This is a genomic window from Lysinibacillus sp. FSL M8-0337 (assembly GCF_038593855.1).
GTDB classification, from domain to species: domain Bacteria; phylum Bacillota; class Bacilli; order Bacillales_A; family Planococcaceae; genus Lysinibacillus; species Lysinibacillus sphaericus_D.
Genome location: NZ_CP151996.1, coordinates 1323659 through 1340993, shown reverse-complemented (window position 1 = coordinate 1340993; position 17335 = coordinate 1323659). Strand labels below are relative to the sequence as shown.

27 protein-coding genes are annotated in these 17335 nt (G+C 36.8%); 1 reads left to right on the top strand and 26 read right to left on the bottom strand.

Features of this window, described 5'->3' with window-relative positions; translation table 11 throughout:
• Positions 1–105 precede the first annotated feature (105 nt).
• The 5 genes from MKY08_RS06125 to MKY08_RS06105 are packed head-to-tail and all read right to left on the bottom strand — an operon-like array spanning position 106 to position 4699.
• A complete protein-coding gene (locus tag MKY08_RS06125) occupies positions 106–444 on the bottom strand; it encodes a hypothetical protein (RefSeq protein WP_069511209.1) in 339 nt (112 codons plus the stop codon).
• Between the two features lie 30 nt (positions 445–474).
• The gene (locus MKY08_RS06120) at positions 475–1524 is read right to left on the bottom strand and encodes a minor capsid protein (RefSeq protein WP_176723176.1); all 1050 of its coding nucleotides are present in this window, start codon (positions 1522–1524) and stop codon (positions 475–477) included.
• Positions 1511–3013: a phage portal protein gene (locus tag MKY08_RS06115; RefSeq protein WP_218107213.1), complete on the bottom strand. Its 1503-nt coding sequence runs from the start codon at positions 3011–3013 to the stop codon at positions 1511–1513. Before MKY08_RS06115 ends, MKY08_RS06120 begins: the two co-directional genes overlap by 14 nt.
• A gap of 11 nt (positions 3014–3024) precedes the next feature.
• Entirely contained in the window at positions 3025–4275 is a 1251-nt protein-coding gene (locus MKY08_RS06110) for a PBSX family phage terminase large subunit (protein WP_069511207.1), read from the bottom strand.
• Positions 4268–4699, bottom strand: coding sequence for a terminase small subunit (locus tag MKY08_RS06105; protein WP_256093157.1), 432 nt, complete (start codon positions 4697–4699; stop codon positions 4268–4270). Before MKY08_RS06105 ends, MKY08_RS06110 begins: the two co-directional genes overlap by 8 nt.
• A gap of 278 nt (positions 4700–4977) precedes the next feature.
• On the opposite strand from MKY08_RS06105, the gene MKY08_RS06100 reads away from it, so the two are divergent.
• The gene (locus tag MKY08_RS06100) at positions 4978–5907 is read left to right on the top strand and encodes an ATP-binding protein (protein WP_069511203.1); all 930 of its coding nucleotides are present in this window, start codon (positions 4978–4980) and stop codon (positions 5905–5907) included.
• A 173-nt stretch (positions 5908–6080) separates the two neighbouring features.
• Here the strand turns inward: MKY08_RS06100 and MKY08_RS06095 are convergent, their stop codons facing one another.
• The 21 genes from MKY08_RS06095 to MKY08_RS05995 all read right to left on the bottom strand — a co-directional run bounded on the left by MKY08_RS06095 (position 6081) and on the right by MKY08_RS05995 (position 17335).
• A complete protein-coding gene (locus tag MKY08_RS06095) occupies positions 6081–6491 on the bottom strand; it encodes a sigma factor-like helix-turn-helix DNA-binding protein (RefSeq protein ID WP_069511201.1) in 411 nt (136 codons plus the stop codon).
• Between the two features lie 145 nt (positions 6492–6636).
• Complete coding sequence (locus MKY08_RS06090) at positions 6637–7182, bottom strand: site-specific integrase (RefSeq protein ID WP_069511199.1); 546 nt, start codon at positions 7180–7182, stop codon at positions 6637–6639.
• Positions 7183–7188: 6 nt separating this feature from the next.
• Positions 7189–7365, bottom strand: coding sequence for a hypothetical protein (locus MKY08_RS06085; RefSeq protein ID WP_176723175.1), 177 nt, complete (start codon positions 7363–7365; stop codon positions 7189–7191).
• A gap of 92 nt (positions 7366–7457) precedes the next feature.
• Entirely contained in the window at positions 7458–7844 is a 387-nt protein-coding gene (locus tag MKY08_RS06080; protein ID WP_069511197.1) for a hypothetical protein, read from the bottom strand.
• Between the two features lie 172 nt (positions 7845–8016).
• On the bottom strand, positions 8017–10596 hold the full coding sequence (locus MKY08_RS06075) for an InlB B-repeat-containing protein (RefSeq protein ID WP_342534822.1): 2580 nt from the start codon (positions 10594–10596) through the stop codon (positions 8017–8019).
• 174 nt (positions 10597–10770) lie between these two features.
• Positions 10771–11070, bottom strand: a complete 300-nt coding sequence (locus MKY08_RS06070; protein WP_342534989.1) for a DNA cytosine methyltransferase — start codon at positions 11068–11070, stop codon at positions 10771–10773.
• A 26-nt stretch (positions 11071–11096) separates the two neighbouring features.
• Positions 11097–11492 carry a DNA cytosine methyltransferase gene (locus MKY08_RS06065; RefSeq protein ID WP_069511190.1) on the bottom strand — a complete coding sequence of 132 codons (396 nt, stop codon included), beginning with the start codon at positions 11490–11492 and terminating at the stop codon, positions 11097–11099.
• A 37-nt stretch (positions 11493–11529) separates the two neighbouring features.
• Positions 11530–11733, bottom strand: coding sequence for a hypothetical protein (locus tag MKY08_RS06060; protein WP_069511189.1), 204 nt, complete (start codon positions 11731–11733; stop codon positions 11530–11532).
• Positions 11734–11765: 32 nt separating this feature from the next.
• Positions 11766–11945: a hypothetical protein gene (locus tag MKY08_RS06055; protein ID WP_069511187.1), complete on the bottom strand. Its 180-nt coding sequence runs from the start codon at positions 11943–11945 to the stop codon at positions 11766–11768.
• An 80-nt stretch (positions 11946–12025) separates the two neighbouring features.
• Entirely contained in the window at positions 12026–12274 is a 249-nt protein-coding gene (locus MKY08_RS06050) for a hypothetical protein (RefSeq protein ID WP_069511186.1), read from the bottom strand.
• The gene (locus MKY08_RS06045) at positions 12262–12669 is read right to left on the bottom strand and encodes a hypothetical protein (RefSeq protein ID WP_069511184.1); all 408 of its coding nucleotides are present in this window, start codon (positions 12667–12669) and stop codon (positions 12262–12264) included. The genes MKY08_RS06050 and MKY08_RS06045 overlap by 13 nt, the downstream gene beginning before the upstream one ends.
• On the bottom strand, positions 12666–13268 hold the full coding sequence (locus MKY08_RS06040; protein WP_069511182.1) for a hypothetical protein: 603 nt from the start codon (positions 13266–13268) through the stop codon (positions 12666–12668). The genes MKY08_RS06045 and MKY08_RS06040 overlap by 4 nt, the downstream gene beginning before the upstream one ends.
• On the bottom strand, positions 13261–13866 hold the full coding sequence (locus MKY08_RS06035) for a hypothetical protein (protein ID WP_069511180.1): 606 nt from the start codon (positions 13864–13866) through the stop codon (positions 13261–13263). Before MKY08_RS06035 ends, MKY08_RS06040 begins: the two co-directional genes overlap by 8 nt.
• A gap of 140 nt (positions 13867–14006) precedes the next feature.
• On the bottom strand, positions 14007–14141 hold the full coding sequence (locus tag MKY08_RS06030; protein ID WP_256093156.1) for a hypothetical protein: 135 nt from the start codon (positions 14139–14141) through the stop codon (positions 14007–14009).
• Positions 14131–15099, bottom strand: a complete 969-nt coding sequence (locus tag MKY08_RS06025; RefSeq protein ID WP_069511179.1) for a hypothetical protein — start codon at positions 15097–15099, stop codon at positions 14131–14133. Before MKY08_RS06025 ends, MKY08_RS06030 begins: the two co-directional genes overlap by 11 nt.
• 11 nt (positions 15100–15110) lie before the next feature.
• A complete protein-coding gene (locus MKY08_RS06020) occupies positions 15111–15266 on the bottom strand; it encodes a hypothetical protein (protein WP_176723174.1) in 156 nt (51 codons plus the stop codon).
• A complete protein-coding gene (locus MKY08_RS06015) occupies positions 15263–15919 on the bottom strand; it encodes an ORF6N domain-containing protein (protein ID WP_069511178.1) in 657 nt (218 codons plus the stop codon). Before MKY08_RS06015 ends, MKY08_RS06020 begins: the two co-directional genes overlap by 4 nt.
• Before the next feature lie 67 nt (positions 15920–15986).
• Positions 15987–16172, bottom strand: coding sequence for a hypothetical protein (locus MKY08_RS06010; protein ID WP_069511176.1), 186 nt, complete (start codon positions 16170–16172; stop codon positions 15987–15989).
• Between the two features lie 25 nt (positions 16173–16197).
• A complete protein-coding gene (locus tag MKY08_RS06005) occupies positions 16198–16425 on the bottom strand; it encodes a hypothetical protein (protein ID WP_069511174.1) in 228 nt (75 codons plus the stop codon).
• 192 nt (positions 16426–16617) lie between these two features.
• Positions 16618–16899 carry a helix-turn-helix transcriptional regulator gene (locus tag MKY08_RS06000; protein ID WP_069511172.1) on the bottom strand — a complete coding sequence of 94 codons (282 nt, stop codon included), beginning with the start codon at positions 16897–16899 and terminating at the stop codon, positions 16618–16620.
• A 166-nt stretch (positions 16900–17065) separates the two neighbouring features.
• Positions 17066–17335: a group-specific protein gene (locus MKY08_RS05995; protein ID WP_069511170.1), complete on the bottom strand. Its 270-nt coding sequence runs from the start codon at positions 17333–17335 to the stop codon at positions 17066–17068.

Here is a 17335-nt window from a genome sequence, read left to right as displayed (position 1 = left end):
GTGCAACGGCACGATAGGTTAAGAAACTTGTTCTTTTACGTCTACAAGCTCGAAAAAGACGGTAGTAGTTACTATCATTTCTTTTTTCAAAAAATAAAAAGCCACTCATTGAGTGACTTCTTTTAATGTCTCTTCAAGTTTTCTTGAAATCTTTTCAATAACTTCATCTATCTCTGATGGTTCCATTTTTACTAATAGACTTGGCTTGTCAGCTTCTTCGTAGTTCGCAACGAAAACACTTTGTTTACATGAATAAAATTCACCTTGTACACCTTTTATGACGTAGTCTCCCACGCTTGCTTTAATAATACCTTCCGATGTAGGTATCCAAATTTCATCATCTTGAGTTTGTGCACAAGCACATCCCCATTCATCAATTTCGTTCCAATTGTCACCTTTCCACTGAATAGCTTCAACAATCACAGGCTTTTTACGATACTTCATATCTTATCCCTCCCTTTCTATCTTCTAAATTCACGTTTGCTTAACACCGTATAAACGGAACCACTCGTTATAAGTCATATTTGAAGGAATGTAATACACATCATCTGGATCACTACTATTCCCTTTACTTGCAGCACGTTCACCATAGTTGTCATCAAAATAAGGTACGGTAACTGTTCGACACCAAGCATGAAATGGTGGTGCTGTAATACCTGGTGCATAATCACTCATCGGTAGTACTTTCCCGTCTAGTTCTCTACATATAGCACTTGTACGATTGTCTAATGCAGATACTATTTCATAGCGCTCTACATCTAAATCTTTATAAGCCTGTTGTTGACCAGCAGACGCAAAAAAAGCAGATTCCGTCATTACAAGACGACCTGCCTTATTCGTACAAACATCAAACTGTTTGGCTATTTTTGTTATAACATTATTTAGTGACTCACCACGTATTGTAGCTTGTGTTAGTTCTCTATGCAGCACACTAACTAACTCATCCTTAGCCCGCCATATACGTGTACTAAAGGTTGCTCCATCTGTAGTCCACGGCTTAGAAACCATCATCTTTAATTGATTTGCGTCAATAGAATGTAAACTATAACCGACTCCATAACCAGCCTGTACTTCATAAGCTGTGTGGTAATACGCTGACTGGTATACTTCCTTTGCAAGACGTTCAACACCTTCAATTTGTGTTCCATACAGTGCTTCTACGTGCTGTTGTGTTTGTAACTTAATAGATTCTAACCTTGAAATATGAACACGTGCAGATGCATTCTCAAGCTCTTTTGCCCATGCTGCATTAATGCCGTATTCCTCACCACGTCGAATGTACTCATGAACATCCCACTTGAACTCTTCTAAATCAGCGCCTTTAATCCACTTCTTGGCTTCCGCAAAGGTAATCTCATTATTATCTGCAAAGCGTAAATACCAATAGGTAATGTCCTTTTCAATTGCCTTTAGCGTGTCACGGTATATTTGCTCTAAATCTTTGTAATAAGTCTCACCCTTACTCATTTCCGCATTTGCTAGCATCTCAAAGCGTTTCTGCCAATAGGTTCTACTCTTGGCCATTTGTATTACCACCTACTAATTTGTTCGGAAAGTTATTTCGGTAATCATCATATTCCTGCTGTTCCCTTTGGCGTTCTTTTTCTTTACGATCTAATTCGAGTTGCGCGTTCTTTGTCCAAGGGTGTTGTGCAATGATACTTTCCATCGATAAGATTGGCATAGAATCAACAGCATTCTTTATGGATTCACTTTCATTAATTAATATGTCTTTATTAAAAATAACGTTGACTGGCTCCCCTTCAAAGTCACCTTTTTGGTTATTAGCTAGATGAACATTCACAAACCAAAGTAAATCCTCAAAGCTTGCTTGATACTCTGTTTCAGTACCATTTGCATCTAAATCAATATCGCTGTACATGCTTTGAATATTCATCTGATTTGGGTTATTACTCATTCGCTCGTCCTTGGCATCATATCCACGACCATTTTCAATCATTGCCTTTTTAAATAAAGATAAAATGGATTTATAGTTGTCAGCGTTCACTGTAATAGTTAGTGTTCGTACGTCCCCTCTGGAACCTTCATCACTACGAACCTTTACTGCGCCAAATTGAGCTAGATTACGTCTGAATTCACCTAAATTTTGCCCATCATAATTTTCTAATACAAGAAGTGTATTATGAGCATCTTCCTGCATGTTGTTTTCAAAGTCCGAAAGCATAATATTAATGCCATCTTGTAGTGATTTCACACGTTTAATAAGTGGTAGTTCCTTATTGTTGTACTTAAACGCTATTAAAGGAATGCGTTCCCAATTGAAACCTAATGATTTTCCAGTTTCATCAGTTGTACTTATATACGTGGTTTTCTCCTGTTCAACATCAGGTATTAGGCTATTATTAAGCCAAACGTAATGCTCAATGCCATCTGTTGTGTATTTCTCAACTTTATGGATAATGACTTCCTTATCACCTTCATATGCCGAAACAGGATAAAAGCGAATAGCAAATTCTAACTCCGTATGATCTGCATCCTTCCAAAATGGTAGTATTTCATAAGGTGGGAAACGCTTAAACGCCAAATTACCTTGTTCATCGTAATAAACGTACAACCACGCTATGCCTCCATTTAAAGAATCCTCTCCTAAATTACGAAAGGTTCTATGGAACTTCGCATTAAATATCAATTGTAGTTGCTCTAAGTAGTTCTTATCCTTTGTTTCAAACGTTAAAGGCTTTGCTAACAAGTAATTTACCTTTTGATCTACAAGCTTTGCATATTGATTATCGACAATCCTATTATTCGGTAGATTTTCAACCTCCATTAGTTGTCCATCCACTCCGATAACTTCACGCTTACGCTTCAATATCTCATGTTCACCAATATAATAAGATTCCCCTAACAGCATCATTTTACGAGGTGGTGATTCAAGCCATTTCTTTATTTCCTTCTCTAGCACCTTTTTATTTGATATAGCTGTCTTAGCACCAGCCTCAATTATCTTCTTAAACCGCATACGCTCCGTTACTTCCCCTAGAAATTCAAACATCTACTCACATCCTATTCAAAGCTAAATAAATCGCCTTTTAAATCTTCTAAGGCATAACGCATTGCATCCATTAAGTGGTTAAAATCATCTACTGGCTTATTGAGCTTCTTGCCAAACTTGTCTTGATTCCATGTGTAATTAGTGATTTCAGTTAAGAAATTAACACAGGATGGATGAATGATAAGCTTGTAGTCTTGAATCGTTTGAATACCGTTATTTATGCTATCAGGGCCTTTACGTGCCTTTTTAATGTTATACATTCCTAAGTTGTACAAATCGTCAATAGACTTAGGCTCCGCACTATCTGCACGTATTCGTTCCTTAATGTAGCCTTTGCGCTTTACTTCATCAAAAATCATGCTGTTACTCATACCTGTCTGATATATTTCATCAAAGACATAAATCTCTTTAGCTCCTTCATCTACTAAACCAGCAAAGAAAGCAGTAGGGTCATTGGTGTAACCAAAGTCTAGACCAAACATTGCTTTAATTCTTGGACGTTCCTTAATAATCTTATCCTTATCAAAGGAGCGCTCTTCCCAATTCTCAAACACAAGGCCGTCAACAATACCCCAGTTGCCTAAACCTGCTACTTGATAACGACGCGGATTATCACGTTTCATTCGTTCAAACACTCTCCTATCTGCTTCATCTAAGAACTCGTTACATAAGTAATTTGTAGACTTCGCTAAAATATCATCATCATTTTCGGCATCAAAAAAACGCTTCTTTATCCAATGGCGTTCATTCCATGGATTGAGCGTTAATGTAATTTGTTTAAATAGGGTGCCTGGTGCTGAACCACGAATTGATTCATCCAACATATTAAAATCATCTTCATTTAGTAATTCGTATGCTTCCTCTACCCACATCCAGCATAAGACACCTGTTTTAACAGTTATAGATGTTACTTTCAATGGATCATCAAGACCACGGAAATAAATCTTCTGTCCAGTAGGCATATATGTTAGCTCTAAAGGTGATTCTTTCACTTGCCAATACAGTTCAACACCTAATTGCGTAATTGCCCACTGTAATTCAGCAAAGCACGAATCTTTTAATGTACGATATGTTTTACGAATAACAAGGAGATTAGCTGCAGGATGCTTCATTATTTGTGAAATGTAGTAGATAGCAGTTGTTTTGGACTTTTTAGAAGCACGCGACCCTTTGCAAACTCGGTAACGACCTTTAAAGTTCCAGTAATCTGCATAGCCCTTACCAATTGTCTTTTGAATAGAAACACGTTTTACCTTACTCACTCACATCATCCTCAATCACAATTGGTACAGCACCTTCATGCTTCACCTTATCTGTCCACATACCGTAGCGTCTCCCTAGTAGTTCAGCAGCTTTAATTTTTTCGGCTAGTGTTGGTTTAATATCCAGTACTTCTTGTTCACCCATACCGACACCAACAAGTGCTACACCCTTTTCTTCACCACGAAGAACTTTAGTAAGCGATTCGAGTATTTCTTGTTGATCAGCAACACGTTCTGATTTTAATTCTTCCATGCGATTTTCTATATATGTTTTTATGCCGACATTTGCCAACAATTTATAAGATTGACCTCTGGCATACGTTTTACTGTAACCAGCACGTAATGCAGCTTCTTCTGCGTTACCAAGTTCAATAAAATAATCAGCAAATTCCTGTTGTTTTGGATTTATTTTTCTTACTTTCAATGGCATCACCTCATTGTGCTAATTGCTAGGAATCATAAAAAGCCCTCACTCCGCTCAAGTGAAGGCTCGCATTCGCTTTATTCAGTTGTAATTGCCTTTTGCTTCATCTATGAATATATATCACCCTGTCAATGAATAATGTGGCTTGTTTGTGGCTTTTCAAGTTTATCTCTTTAGAAATTATTGGATGTGTTTTTCAATACCCAAGTATTTTTTTGTAAATTATATATTTCTAAAGTGGTATAATTATTAGTAAATATTTAAAGAGGTGTTGAAATTTGTTTGATTCCGAAAGAGGTATTAATGCTAGGAAAATCAAAAATATTAGTGAACAAATTAAATCCGGTGCTCAATACGAGAACCCAGTAATAGAGTTAAAACGCGAATTCTGGGATTTGTCAAATGACGAGGGTAGAAATGAATTCGCAAAAGACTTAACTGTTATGGCAAATTCACAATATGATGTTGGGAACATTATAGTAGGTATTGACGGTAAGACTGGTGATTTGCACCATACTACACTGCCATTAGATGCTGCATCTTTAGCTAATATAATTAGCCGTAAGGTACTTGAACCTTTTACGGTTGAATTTATTGAAATTCAGGTGAATTATAAAAATATAATTGTTGTTCATATTCCCCGTACCTATAACAAGCCTCACATGCTTCGATTATATAAAAATAGAGAAATGTTCATTCCTATGAGGAAAGGTACTAGAACACAAGCAGCAGATAAATATGATCTTGATTTAATGTATACTGAACGTGAAAGGATTGTAATTCCCCCTTACCGAATTGAACCATTTAATGGTGATAGCCAACTTATCATAAATCCTTTAATCTCAAGAGGCAATTTTTCTTGGAGCTGTTTAATAAATGTTCTAAATACAGGTTCAAGAATAAATCTAGTTATTGGAGGTAGTATTAGATTATTTTCTGGGGATATAGAAATTGCCAAGCACAAACTTAATTCTTATTATATTCCTGGAACCACAAAAGAATGGCAAGATATCCGTAGTAATAACTTTATAAAGATTTCTCAAAACGATGCAATAAGAGTTAATTTTGGCTTTCATATTGCAAATCAAGAGCAATATCTTGAACTTAAATCTCAACTTAATTCGGGTTGTTCAGCACAAATTAGCTTAATTGATGTAGCAGGTAATGAAAGTTATACAGGTATAATTCCCCTTTGGTTAAAAGATTAATAACCCATAGTGTATTCACCTTTTCTTTTTGTATGAAGAGAAAACTCTCCATCTGTTTATATAAGTACAGATGAAGAGTTTTTTATTATAGAAGTTTAATTACACTCTAACCTTATAAATGCACTATATGGCATTGTTGACACAAGCTAATCAAAACTGTTGAAAAAATATCTTTAATAATTTAATACTACTTCTTTCTTTTTACTTTTACTCGCAACCCGTCGAATGTGGTCATGTGTATATCCAAGCTCATCAGCAATTTCTTGATAGGTCATGCCATCAATAAAACGTAGTTTAGCTATTTTATATTCTAAGCCCTCTAGCTTCTCAACATTTTCACGAATCTCTTTTTCAATGGCTTGATAATGCTCCAATTTAGTTTCTAATGATGCAATACGACCATTCAAACGATCTGTTCTTTGAGATGCAACATCAAGGCCAAATTTATCTGCCCCAATTGATGCAAATGGTAGTTGTTCATTCTTCCCCAACCAATATTCTTTATCCACTTCTAACATTTCAATCTCAGCTTTTACTATATCTATGATGCGTAATAAATCCGCATAATTTTTCATGATTTCCATATCTCTTTTTGCTCCTCTCAGTTCACTTCAATGTGTATTCTGTTGAACTCAACAATTTATATTTAGTCCAGTATTTACAATGCTTTGCGCCTTATCCTTAAAATCAGTTCACCACTATCTTTTTAAAGAGAACTGAATACAAAAGTTATATTCTAAAGTCCTTCATTGCTTTATCCATTTGATCTTGATTAATACCGATATAACGTAATGTTATTTTTGGTGATGAATGATTCAATATTTCTTGTAATAAAGCTACGTCCTTTGTCTGTTTATAAAAATGGTATCCAAACGTTTTACGTAATGTATGTGTACCAATATTCTCTTCAAGTCCAACTGCCAACGCTGCCTTATTTAATATCTTGTAAGCAGAGCTTCGACTAATGGATTTGTTAACCCCTTCACGACTTTTGAACAAATATTCATATTCTTCTTTTCCTTCTACATATTGCCTTAACTCACGTTTTAATTGCGGTGTCATTTCAATACGTCTAGCTTTTTTAGTTTTCTTCTCTATTACATTGAAATAATCACGCTTAGTGTCAGATACTTTAAGTTGCAGAATATCTGATATACGAAGTCCACTGTTAATGCCAAGAACAAACAACATGTAATTACGATAATTCCAATCAAATAAATACTTCTTAATTGCGCGGATATATTCTGGATTGCGGATAGGTTGAACAAAATTCACCAGCTATCATCCTTTCTGTCTAAATGAACCTTTTACACGTTTATAGGTGTTGCGTCTAATACCCATTAACTCTTCAACTTCTCTTTGGCTCATTTGCGTTTTAGGCTGACGTCTCTTTGACGTTTGCTTATTTTCTTCTTTACTTAACCCCTTTTGCGTTAACTCTGTTTGTAACGTTCTCATTTCCCACACCCCTTAATCAAAATAAAAAGAGGCACCAACAAAACAGGTTATTACCTGTCTGTTAGTGCCTCCGGTATTTTCCGTAAAGGCCTTTATTGTATTGTTGCTAAAATACCTCTATCTATGGTTAAAGTTTTATCAACTTTTACAGCTTGTAATATTTTTTCTAAATTACTTTTCAAACTTTTACGGGCTTTATCATTCAAGTAATCTTCATCTAAATAAAGATTATTATAAGTATCTAAATAGTATAGAATTTGATTAATTTTATAAAACATATCATTTTGATTGATGCAATATTTCTTTGTTTCGTAACGTTTTTTGTGCAATATTAAATACAAGCTTTTTTTAGTCATTTCAAATGTCTCGACTAGATATTCTCTTAATTCATCAGTAATCAATTCTCCATCGAAGTAAGCATCCTTATCATATGCAATAAACCGTATAAATTTATCAATTTCATCAAGTAATTCTCTCAATATTAGCCCTCCTAAAAGAACCTTAGTTTATCCTAATTATAAGAACAAACGTTCTTTTAAGCAAGTTAATTTCTTCATATTGTTCATTAATTAAATAAAGGAAAACTCATATTTTGATATAAGATTAATCAAAATATGAGTTTTTTATTTTCTTCGTTATGCTAAAGTTGTTCTATTTCAGATTCAATGCTCTGTACATTATTGCGACAAATTGTGCTCGTGTCACGGGTTGATCCGGCTTAAATTTGCCGTTATCACCAAGCACAATCTCACGTTCTGCTAATGCAGCGATATAAGCATAACTCCAATGTGTGGTAGACACATCTTGGAATGTACTCATTCCGCCTGGTTCTATCTCAAGGGTAAGCACCACAATTTTTGCCATCTGTGCACGAGTTAGTAGAGCAGTTGGATGGAATTTCCCATCTGAACCATCAATAATTCCTGCTTGTTGTAATGACATAACGGCTTCATAGTATGGATGATTTGGTCCTACATCTGAAAAAGTAGTGACCTTTCGTTTTGGTTTGAACTCAAAAGCACGATGGAATAACAGCGCCACATGCTGGCGTTGGATGAATTCATTCGGGCGAAATGAACCATCTGGATATCCTTTAATAATTCCTCGACCAGCTACTTCCTCTATCATTTCTTTTGCCCAATGATCAGAAATATCATTAAAGGTCACCATTGGTCGTTCTGGTTTCGGTTCTTCTGGTGCTGGATCTGGTTTCCATTCTGGGGTTTTGTTTGCAATCCATTTCGCATACAATTTCGTATTTTTTGTCACACTATCCGTTGTCAAATCCCACTGATTAATCAAAGCAGCCTCTTTATACCAACCGCCAAATGTAAAACCTTTCTTTGTAGGAATAGGTAACTCTGTTATCTTTTTGTCATACGCTACAGACAGACTATCTAAACTGTCCCCATCATTGGTTTCAAAAAACACATTTAAATTTGATGGTGACGTTGGTACATAGCTTCCTCCATTATTTTCAGAGGAACTATTTTTTACCCATTTCGCATATAGCGTTGTATGTCCCATTATTACCTCTTTAGCAAAATCCCACTGATTTGTTAGGGTAGCCTCTTTATACCAGCCTCCGAATGTATAACCTGCTTTTGTTGGGGCAGGCGGTTCAATCCCTTTTGTATTGTGAACAATAAGTTGTGATGGGACAGCAGTCCCTCCATCCGTGTTAAACGCCAGTTCATTTTGCACCACTTGCGCCACGTTCCACTTCGCGTACAATGTCGTATCCTTCGTCACTACATCTGTGGTAAAGTCCCACTGATTCGTTAGGGTAGCCTCTTTATACCAACCTCCGAATGTATAACCTGTTTTTGTTGGGGCAGGCGGTTCAATCCCTTTTGTATTGTGAACAATACGTTGTGATGGGACAGCAGTCCCTCCATCCGTGTTAAACGCCAGTTCATTTTGCACCACTTGCGCCACGTTCCACTTCGCATACAATGTCGTATCCTTCGTCACTACATCTGTGGTAAAGTCCCACTGATTCGTTAGGGTAGCCTCTTTATACCAACCTCCGAATGTATAACCTGTTTTTGTTGGGGCAGGCGGTTCAATCCCTTTTGTATTGTGAACAATACGTTGTGATGGGACAGCAGTCCCTCCATCCGTGTTAAACGCCAGTTCATTTTGCACCACTTGCGCCACGTTCCACTTCGCATACAATGTCGTATCCTTCGTCACTACATCTGTGGTAAAGTCCCACTGATTCGTTAGGGTAGCCTCTTTATACCAACCTCCGAATGTATAACCTGTTTTTGTTGGGGCAGAGGGAGGTGTCGCCTTTGCGTCCTCGTCAACCATCTGTGATGGGACTATACTCCCTCCATTGGTATCAAACGTGAGTTCATACTGTACTGCTTCCCATTTCGCATAAATGATCATTGGTCCTAGCACATTTCCTGTCCAAGAGATGCTATATAATGAATCTTCATACCATCCCAAATGACCCTTACCATTCCTGACTTGATTAGCAAATGAAAGCGAATTTACCTTTGTTTGTCCTTCAAATTCTACCTGGTTTAGCTGATTATAATGAAATGCAAAAGCCTCCATGCTTGTGACACTACTCGGAATCGTCACACTTGTTAGATCATTAGTACCAAATGCAGAATGCCCTATACTCGTGACACTATTTGGGATCGTCACACTTGTTAGCTGATTAGTATAAAATGCAAAATCATCTATACTCGTGACACTACTTGGAATCGTCACACTTGTTAGCTGATTATGAGAAAATGCATGTCGCTCTATACTCGTGACACTACTTGGAATCGTCACACTTGTTAGCTGATTTCGATAAAATGCATGACTCCCTATACTCGCGACACTACTTGGAATCGTCACACTTGTTAGCTGATTTTCCAGAAATGCAGATTTCCCTATACTCGTGACACCACTTGGAATCGTCACATTTGTTAGCTGATTTTCCCGAAATGCAGATTCTCGTATACTCATTACACTACTTGGAATCGTCACACTTGTTAGTTGTTTATTAGAAAATGCTTCAAAACCTATTGCCGTAACTAGTAGACCATTAAGTGTTTCGGGGATGACCAAATCCTTCTCTTTTCCTATATAGCCAGTTATCATGACACCCGTACCAATAGGTGTCACAACAAAATCGCTTTCGTTTGTTCCATTTGCATCGGCAGGGATATTTCCCCACGGTAAACCAAGTAATAACAGAATGATGCAAATGTTAATAATTTTTTTCAAGATTAAATGCCCTCCTTTATGTAATATTACGCCTTTCTTTCTATGTATCTCCAACAGATACATACTTTTCTACTATACAGTAGATATAAAAGAATAAATATATTTTTTAGCACATAAAGGAAATATGGCGAATTTAGAGATAAATTGTTACTGAACAATATTTATCTAATGTAATTAGCAAATCATCTGTAACTGCCCTGTTGCATCTGCTATTAGATTTGTTCCGTAATACTCATTAATAATGACCTCAAATATCGCCTCTAACTCTTGTACAACAATGCTGTTACCAGCCAATGCATATAGCGTAGCGCTACGACATTTATCTTTTTGCGGAAACTCTTTAAGCATCAAGTCGAAATCAGTATCATCGAATCCCATTAATCTCCACCACTCTCGTTCTGTTGGATATCTATAACGACCATCAGCCATCTTAAATACACCAGCACTAGGGCAACGATCTGGACGTTCCGTAATAGTGTTACAAACATCAGTGATTGTTTTTATATAACGAAATTTTGATTTGTTACGCTCAATTTCTCTGGAGTAGCTAAATCTTCTAATCTACTTAACATCGATGGAATATTAACAACATACTTTTCAATGTTCTCAATTTCATCGTCAGGCTGCTTAAAGTCACTCATAGGTCTCAATGGTCTCTTTTTAACTTTGCTAAAATCGAAAACGTTATTCCCTAATATGCTTATACAAAATACCCGTTCTCTTGTTTGTGGAATACCTCTATCCATAGCATTAGATACTTGATAAGAATTTGTATATCCTAACACTTCCATATCACTTAAATATTCATTGAAAATCTTAACTGTATTGTTGTATTCACCTGTTACAAAGCAACCAAAAGCAAAATAGCCGCAAGTCCAACAAACTTTTTCACACATGAATTGACACCACCTCTATGTTTCCTCACTTACACCTTTATTCGTTACATTCGCAACACATAGCAATCGTTCGTAAATGTTCTACTTCTATTTCTAACGCTTTGTATTTATCAATCACATTTTTTAAATTGATAATGTCAGAGTGATTGTGTACTGCTGTTTGTTCATCTTCACGTCCAACTGCATGAGTTATATCATCCAATAAATCCTTTAGATAACTTAAAGGCTCTCTAGAATCCATCAATTTCTCATCCTTTCCTGTGCTATATCTTTCTATCGTTTTATATTTCCAACGCGTCTACGCTTACTCTCACTTACCTCAAATACTTTGCCATGTTGCCACTGAATTGAATCTTGTCCGTACTCCTTTGGCTCTAGCACCTCTACAACTGTCCCATGTTGTACGATATACACGCCGTCCCCTAAATCCTCTAACTGCTTCATGTTGCCCATGTGTATGCCTCCCTGCTATAATTACTTTAGTTCTATTAAGCGAGAGGCTTAATTGTAGAGCTATGGTTGCACCCGTAGCTCTACACTATCCACACTAACTCACATTCATCACATAAAATAATTTCCTCTAAAAATTGAACCACTACACTATTTTTCTTTATCTCTAACACCGTCCCTATTTTTCCAATCAGATGACCAAAATAATATTTTCGATAATTATGGATTTCCCAATGAATTGATTCGTCTACTAGCAAAAGCTTCACTCTGTCATGAATTTGAAAATGATGTTTTGGTTTAACAGGGTAATCAAAGATACTTAACTGCTGCATGCTAAATCCTTTTTAGATTCTGGTCCTCGTTTTCCAGTTAGCCCCTGCCCTACCTTCCATTCATTGAGTTCCTGTATCGTGATGTCGTAATATTCTGCTATTTGATAATTTTTTAAGCCCATTTCTTGTAAATCTAAATACCGATCTATTGTTAAAACCATGCCGTGTGTTGTCATAGATTCTTTTAAAATATCATTCTTATTTTTTTTACAAGGCGCTTGTACATTTTGACGCTTATTTAGGTTTAATAGACTTTTACCTATTTCGTTAAACTGCAAGAAGATGTAGCATTTTTTACAGCTTTTCGCATTACGATCATTACGATTTGGACAAGTAACACAGTACTGATTGTGTAAAGTTTTTTGTTGCTTTAATAGTTCAATTCTTTTGCTCATTTGCTTTCCCCCCTTCCATACTCAACCTTCAATACTTCTGCTAGAATAGGAGCCACTTTTTCACAAAACACCCTACAGCGCCAATCCTCGTTATATGAAATAAACTCTTCCAACCGAGGTTCATTTGAGAAAATATCTTCTTTAATTGCACACTCAAACAAATGTGACCATTCGCTATAGAGATGGTTTTGTGTAATATCATCATTTCCTCTGAAATATTCAATTTCTTCCCAAATTTCACGTGCTTGCTCTTCGTCGATTTGGTTATACCGACGAGCTTGTAATGCCATGACCTTCATCGCTTTTGCTGTTTTCTCGGTATCCACAAAATCACGTTTGGAGAAATCCTCTAGCTTTCCAAATAAATAATCGTTATGTTTGCTAAATGTATCAATTAAGAACTGAATAAAATCATTACCTGGTGCACCCCAACTGAATGAATACGTTTCATTACACAAACGAGCTGTAAATCCATTTCTTGATTCATCTACTATCAATTCACAAAAATCATGGCCGTTTGTATATTTTGGCTCTAATTTAACCATTAAACTTTTAATAGTTTTTACTTCAACTGATACACATCCTTGAATATCACCCAACTGACTCACCCTCCTTCACTTGCACCGAATCCCAATTGAACGACATCAGAATATTGAGTAATCGTGCTACTTTCGGTGCTCGCCAAGCTGTCATAGCGTATGTGTGAGCTTCTTTCGTATAGTGGTAATGATTTAATTCAAGATGACGTTTGGCTTCTTCTTTCGTAAGAAACATAGTGTCCTGGACAATGAATTCTTCTCGCTTGCAGAAAACTTTACTGAAGAAACCGCAATCATTCAGGTGGTTCTCAATATGAGCCCATAAAGTATCAAAATGCTTTGATTCATCATTAAGCAATGACTGCAGATAATCATCTACTTCATCCTCGTAATATTCTTCGATAAAGTCTTTCAACTCATCAAAATTACGAAATTCTGTATGCTCACCATCGTTATGGAAATATGAATCGAAGCCATCGTCATAATCTTCATTTGCTGGTACTTCTCGATAATCCATTAGCACCCAGAATCGGGGTGATGCTTGGCTGTCATAATCATGTTCATCTTCCCATTTCATTTGAGTTTGTAAGTCCTTCAAAAACTGAATATCTGCATTCACTAATACCCCTCCTTCGATTTTCTCTCCATCACACAGCATCAATGACCACTGTAGTGATGCCGTGTGAATTTTCCTACTTTCCGCCAGTCACGTTTTTCGCTATCTGCAACTTTCTTTTGCAAATCATGTTGCGTAACGACTTAAACAACTTTGCCTCCATAGAAATGATTGGTCATTGACTACACCACTCTTTCATTCATGCCTTTGTCCATTTGAGCATCGTACATATGATTCAGTTCTTCGTCAGACAATTTTTCAAGATATTGTTCTGAATATCCAGTCAAGTGAAGAATAAAAACTAATTCATTTCGCATCGTTAGACCCCTTTCCTAGCATTTCTAATACCTTTTGGCGCTCTGCTTCAAAGTCAATTGTTTGATCAGTAGATTGGCTTTCACTATTATCCTCATTGCGTTTTTCAAACCATTCAGGCACAAGTTCTTTACGATTTTGACGATAGTTAGGTACTGATTGCTTGGCTTTCACTTCTTTAGCCTTATCAGCCTTTATTTGGCGTATAAGCGTTGTTGCTTTCTCACGTAACTTTTTGGTTGAGAGAATATTTGATTTCCAAAATGAATTATCTTGTGACCAGTCGATAAGGTATTCAATTTGTTCAACTGTTCTAGCATCCTGTTCCATCATTAAGCGAATACTATCAGCCCAGGTATTCATGTTCGGTTGTTTAAAGCTAGGGTCATCTATCAGTATTTTTTGATAGAGTCTATTAGCTAATTGATAATGCACAGAAGATTCGTCGTAAACTCGTTTGCGACTATTTTGTCTCTGTGTATTCTCTGTAGTAGTCTCTGTGTATTCTCTGGTTATTGGTACCGCCATTTTGTCGGAAACGTTCACGCCATTTTGTCGGTTTCCAATATGACTATTTGGCGGTATGGAATCCGCCATTTTGTCGGTTTGCATTCCGCCATTTTGTCGGTTTGCGTCTTTGCAACATTTATGAAGCATTTCATAATCAATGCGGTACCATTTTGTACGATCCATTCTGAGCTTGTTATAGTTGCCTGCAGCTAGAATTTTCATATCCTCAAGATTTTGAATAACGCGTTCTAAAGTTCGCTTTGACCAAAATGGAAACTCCTCATGCCACTCATCAATAGTTTTGTACACCCATTTGTGACCATCACGTTCATTCTTTGATACACGTAGCCAATAATGCACCTGCTGCACTACAATGGAATTGTTTAGCCCAATCGCAACTGCAAGCGTAGGTAACACTTGCAACGGTGGTTCGTTGATTAATAGATTCATAGTTGTTCCTCCTATGGTGCTGGTATTATGCGTGGCTTACCCGTCAAACGATGAACAATTATCCACTTGTCTATTAGCTTTTCGCTGATGAACCAATTGGCAGGATTCAAACGAAATGCTTTAACATGATTGCTTTCTTTGACAGTCAATTTACGTCCTCGTTTCATGAAGCATCACCTCCCCATTGCGCTACAAATCGTAATGCATCCTGTAGCTCATGTTGTTTGACGTCACGATAGGAGCCGACTTGGTAGCGTTCTTTGATGGCGGAATATATTGCGCGGAATAGCGCACCCCTAGCATCTTTTTTATTACGAACTAGCTGATTGACTCGTTTAGTTACTTCAATCCGTAGTCGCGTTTGTTCACCTGAATGTAATGTTGACTCTCGTAATTGTTTTTCCACAACTTCCAACCTGCTTTCGATTTGCTGAATGTGCTCATAAGTAATCGCTAATGGTTGCGCTTGATTCGGCACAATGTGTTGAGGTTGTTCTAAAATGTTATAGTAGCCGTCTATTAGTGTATGGAGTGCTTCTTTTGCTCGACTGCCTTTTAAGTAACTGGCGTGAAGCCATGCTCCCTTTTCAGTCCAAAGATTCAAGGATGCTGTGAATTTAAGGCTAGCGTCATTTGGACGTTCAGCCTTGAAAGCCTTTAGTGCATCTCCTGTTAACTGGAAATAATGCTCGCCCTCAACAAATTGATTCTGATTACGACTAAAATTCCGATTAATAACTTTTGCATTTGTGCCAAATGGTTCTGCAAGTTGCACACTTGTTAAAACTCGCTTGCCACCATGCACGATAAGTTCTGACATATAATGCCCTCCCTTGCTGTTAGCTTGGATATTTGCTATAATCTAATTAATGTATTTTGATAGTTGCTTACTCGCATGCCAGTGCTTGTAAGCTTTTTTTATGCCTTCTAAAGCGAGCGTCCCAAAGACTCTTAGCTTCTTCAATACGGGCCATTCGTTCAGCCGACTTCAAAGCAAGCCATTCACCAGTAACGACTTTCATCAGTTTCACCTGCCTTTCAGATGCATTCGCATCATCGGACTCACAAACCATTTGTGAATCCTGTGACGAGAACAAATCAAATTACTTTTAATGTTTTTGTTGCTGACATTACTTTTTCGATATGGCGAATAACATCTTCAACACCATTGGTGCGACCTTTTTGAAGATTGTAGGCAATTAACTTTTCAATGTGCTCCTCATGGTTTTGTCCTGTACTATAATCAGCTACTGCCATTGCACGATCTGATAAGGTTTCCTTCTCTTGATTTAGAAACATATAAAGTTGCTCTAAAATTTGATTCATAATAAACCCCCCCTGATGTTGACTTATTTAGTAAATTTGTCCATAATTAAAGGACAAGGTTTGTAATATATTATTTGAACTGTTCACCGACCAAAGTTTCAGTTCAATCAGATGCAGGTGCATATGCGCTTGCATTTTTTCTTTTTATTACAAATGCAATTACTTATATTTCCTCTCATACAACCAACTCCTTTAAAAAATACTTAGCCATGCAAACCCACCTACTATCGGCAGTAACGTTTGTATAACTGTTGCAATGTCTAATCCACTCATCAATCCTTGTGAGAGAGTTATACCAACTTCCTGCGTGTTTGTTTGTTTAAACCAATCCATAAAAGTAAAAACATCAGGAACTTTACGTTCATTTTCATACCGTGAGATACATGTTTGACTCCGGTTCATCCGAGCTGCCAATTCTTCTTGAGAGAGGCCTGCAAATTCTCGACAAGTCTTTAATATCACGCCTAACTTCATTGTCACACCACCTTTTATGCCGAATCAGCATACTCTATATAGTTGTTTTCGATTAAAATTATTTATAAGAAGAAAACAATGTAAATGAAAACCCTCGTCCTATTCCTCAAACAACTTTCTTAAAAATTTGAATGTTTAAGGGTAGCGACAAGAAGACGTTACCCCCTCAATTCCTTGGTTGTTGTGCAATCCATGCCAACAAAAACTCTTCCGTTTGCTTAGCAGGCATAAGCCATTTCTTGCCTACTCTGAATTTTGGAAAGTCGGGATTATAAAAAAATTGTTCCTTCACAAACGTCTCACTCATTTGCACCTGTCTGCAAAGTTCTTTCATATCCCAAAACAACGTCTTGATGCTTACTTGTTCAATGTTCTTTTGAATTTCTTCACGTAGTATTGTTTCAGCAAATGATGGATCAATTTGCACTTGTAACAT

Bases quoted from the DNA above. Each gene is read 5' to 3' on its own strand.
- MKY08_RS06055 (WP_069511187.1), bottom strand. From the start codon at position 11,945: ATGGGCAACATGAAGCAGTTAGAGGATTTAGGGGACGGCGTGTATATC.
- MKY08_RS05995 (WP_069511170.1), bottom strand. From the start codon at position 17,335: ATGTTACAAGTGCAAATTGATCCATCATTTGCTGAAACAATACTACGT.
- MKY08_RS06005 (WP_069511174.1), bottom strand. From the start codon at position 16,425: ATGAATCAAATTTTAGAGCAACTTTATATGTTTCTAAATCAAGAGAAG.
- MKY08_RS06035 (WP_069511180.1), bottom strand. From the start codon at position 13,866: ATGCTGTGTGATGGAGAGAAAATCGAAGGAGGGGTATTAGTGAATGCA.
- MKY08_RS06010 (WP_069511176.1), bottom strand. From the start codon at position 16,172: ATGGTTTGTGAGTCCGATGATGCGAATGCATCTGAAAGGCAGGTGAAA.
- MKY08_RS06125 (WP_069511209.1), bottom strand. From the start codon at position 444: ATGAAGTATCGTAAAAAGCCTGTGATTGTTGAAGCTATTCAGTGGAAA.
- MKY08_RS06025 (WP_069511179.1), bottom strand. From the start codon at position 15,099: ATGAATCTATTAATCAACGAACCACCGTTGCAAGTGTTACCTACGCTT.
- MKY08_RS06050 (WP_069511186.1), bottom strand. From the start codon at position 12,274: ATGCAGCAGTTAAGTATCTTTGATTACCCTGTTAAACCAAAACATCAT.
- MKY08_RS06000 (WP_069511172.1), bottom strand. From the start codon at position 16,899: ATGAAGTTAGGCGTGATATTAAAGACTTGTCGAGAATTTGCAGGCCTC.
- MKY08_RS06085 (WP_176723175.1), bottom strand. From the start codon at position 7,365: ATGAGAACGTTACAAACAGAGTTAACGCAAAAGGGGTTAAGTAAAGAA.
- MKY08_RS06020 (WP_176723174.1), bottom strand. From the start codon at position 15,266: ATGAAACGAGGACGTAAATTGACTGTCAAAGAAAGCAATCATGTTAAA.
- MKY08_RS06015 (WP_069511178.1), bottom strand. From the start codon at position 15,919: ATGTCAGAACTTATCGTGCATGGTGGCAAGCGAGTTTTAACAAGTGTG.
- MKY08_RS06120 (WP_176723176.1), bottom strand. From the start codon at position 1,524: ATGGCCAAGAGTAGAACCTATTGGCAGAAACGCTTTGAGATGCTAGCA.
- MKY08_RS06095 (WP_069511201.1), bottom strand. From the start codon at position 6,491: ATGGAAATCATGAAAAATTATGCGGATTTATTACGCATCATAGATATA.
- MKY08_RS06065 (WP_069511190.1), bottom strand. From the start codon at position 11,492: ATGTGTGAAAAAGTTTGTTGGACTTGCGGCTATTTTGCTTTTGGTTGC.
- MKY08_RS06045 (WP_069511184.1), bottom strand. From the start codon at position 12,669: ATGAGCAAAAGAATTGAACTATTAAAGCAACAAAAAACTTTACACAAT.
- MKY08_RS06030 (WP_256093156.1), bottom strand. From the start codon at position 14,141: ATGCGAAATGAATTAGTTTTTATTCTTCACTTGACTGGATATTCAGAA.
- MKY08_RS06115 (WP_218107213.1), bottom strand. From the start codon at position 3,013: ATGTTTGAATTTCTAGGGGAAGTAACGGAGCGTATGCGGTTTAAGAAG.
- MKY08_RS06060 (WP_069511189.1), bottom strand. From the start codon at position 11,733: ATGGATTCTAGAGAGCCTTTAAGTTATCTAAAGGATTTATTGGATGAT.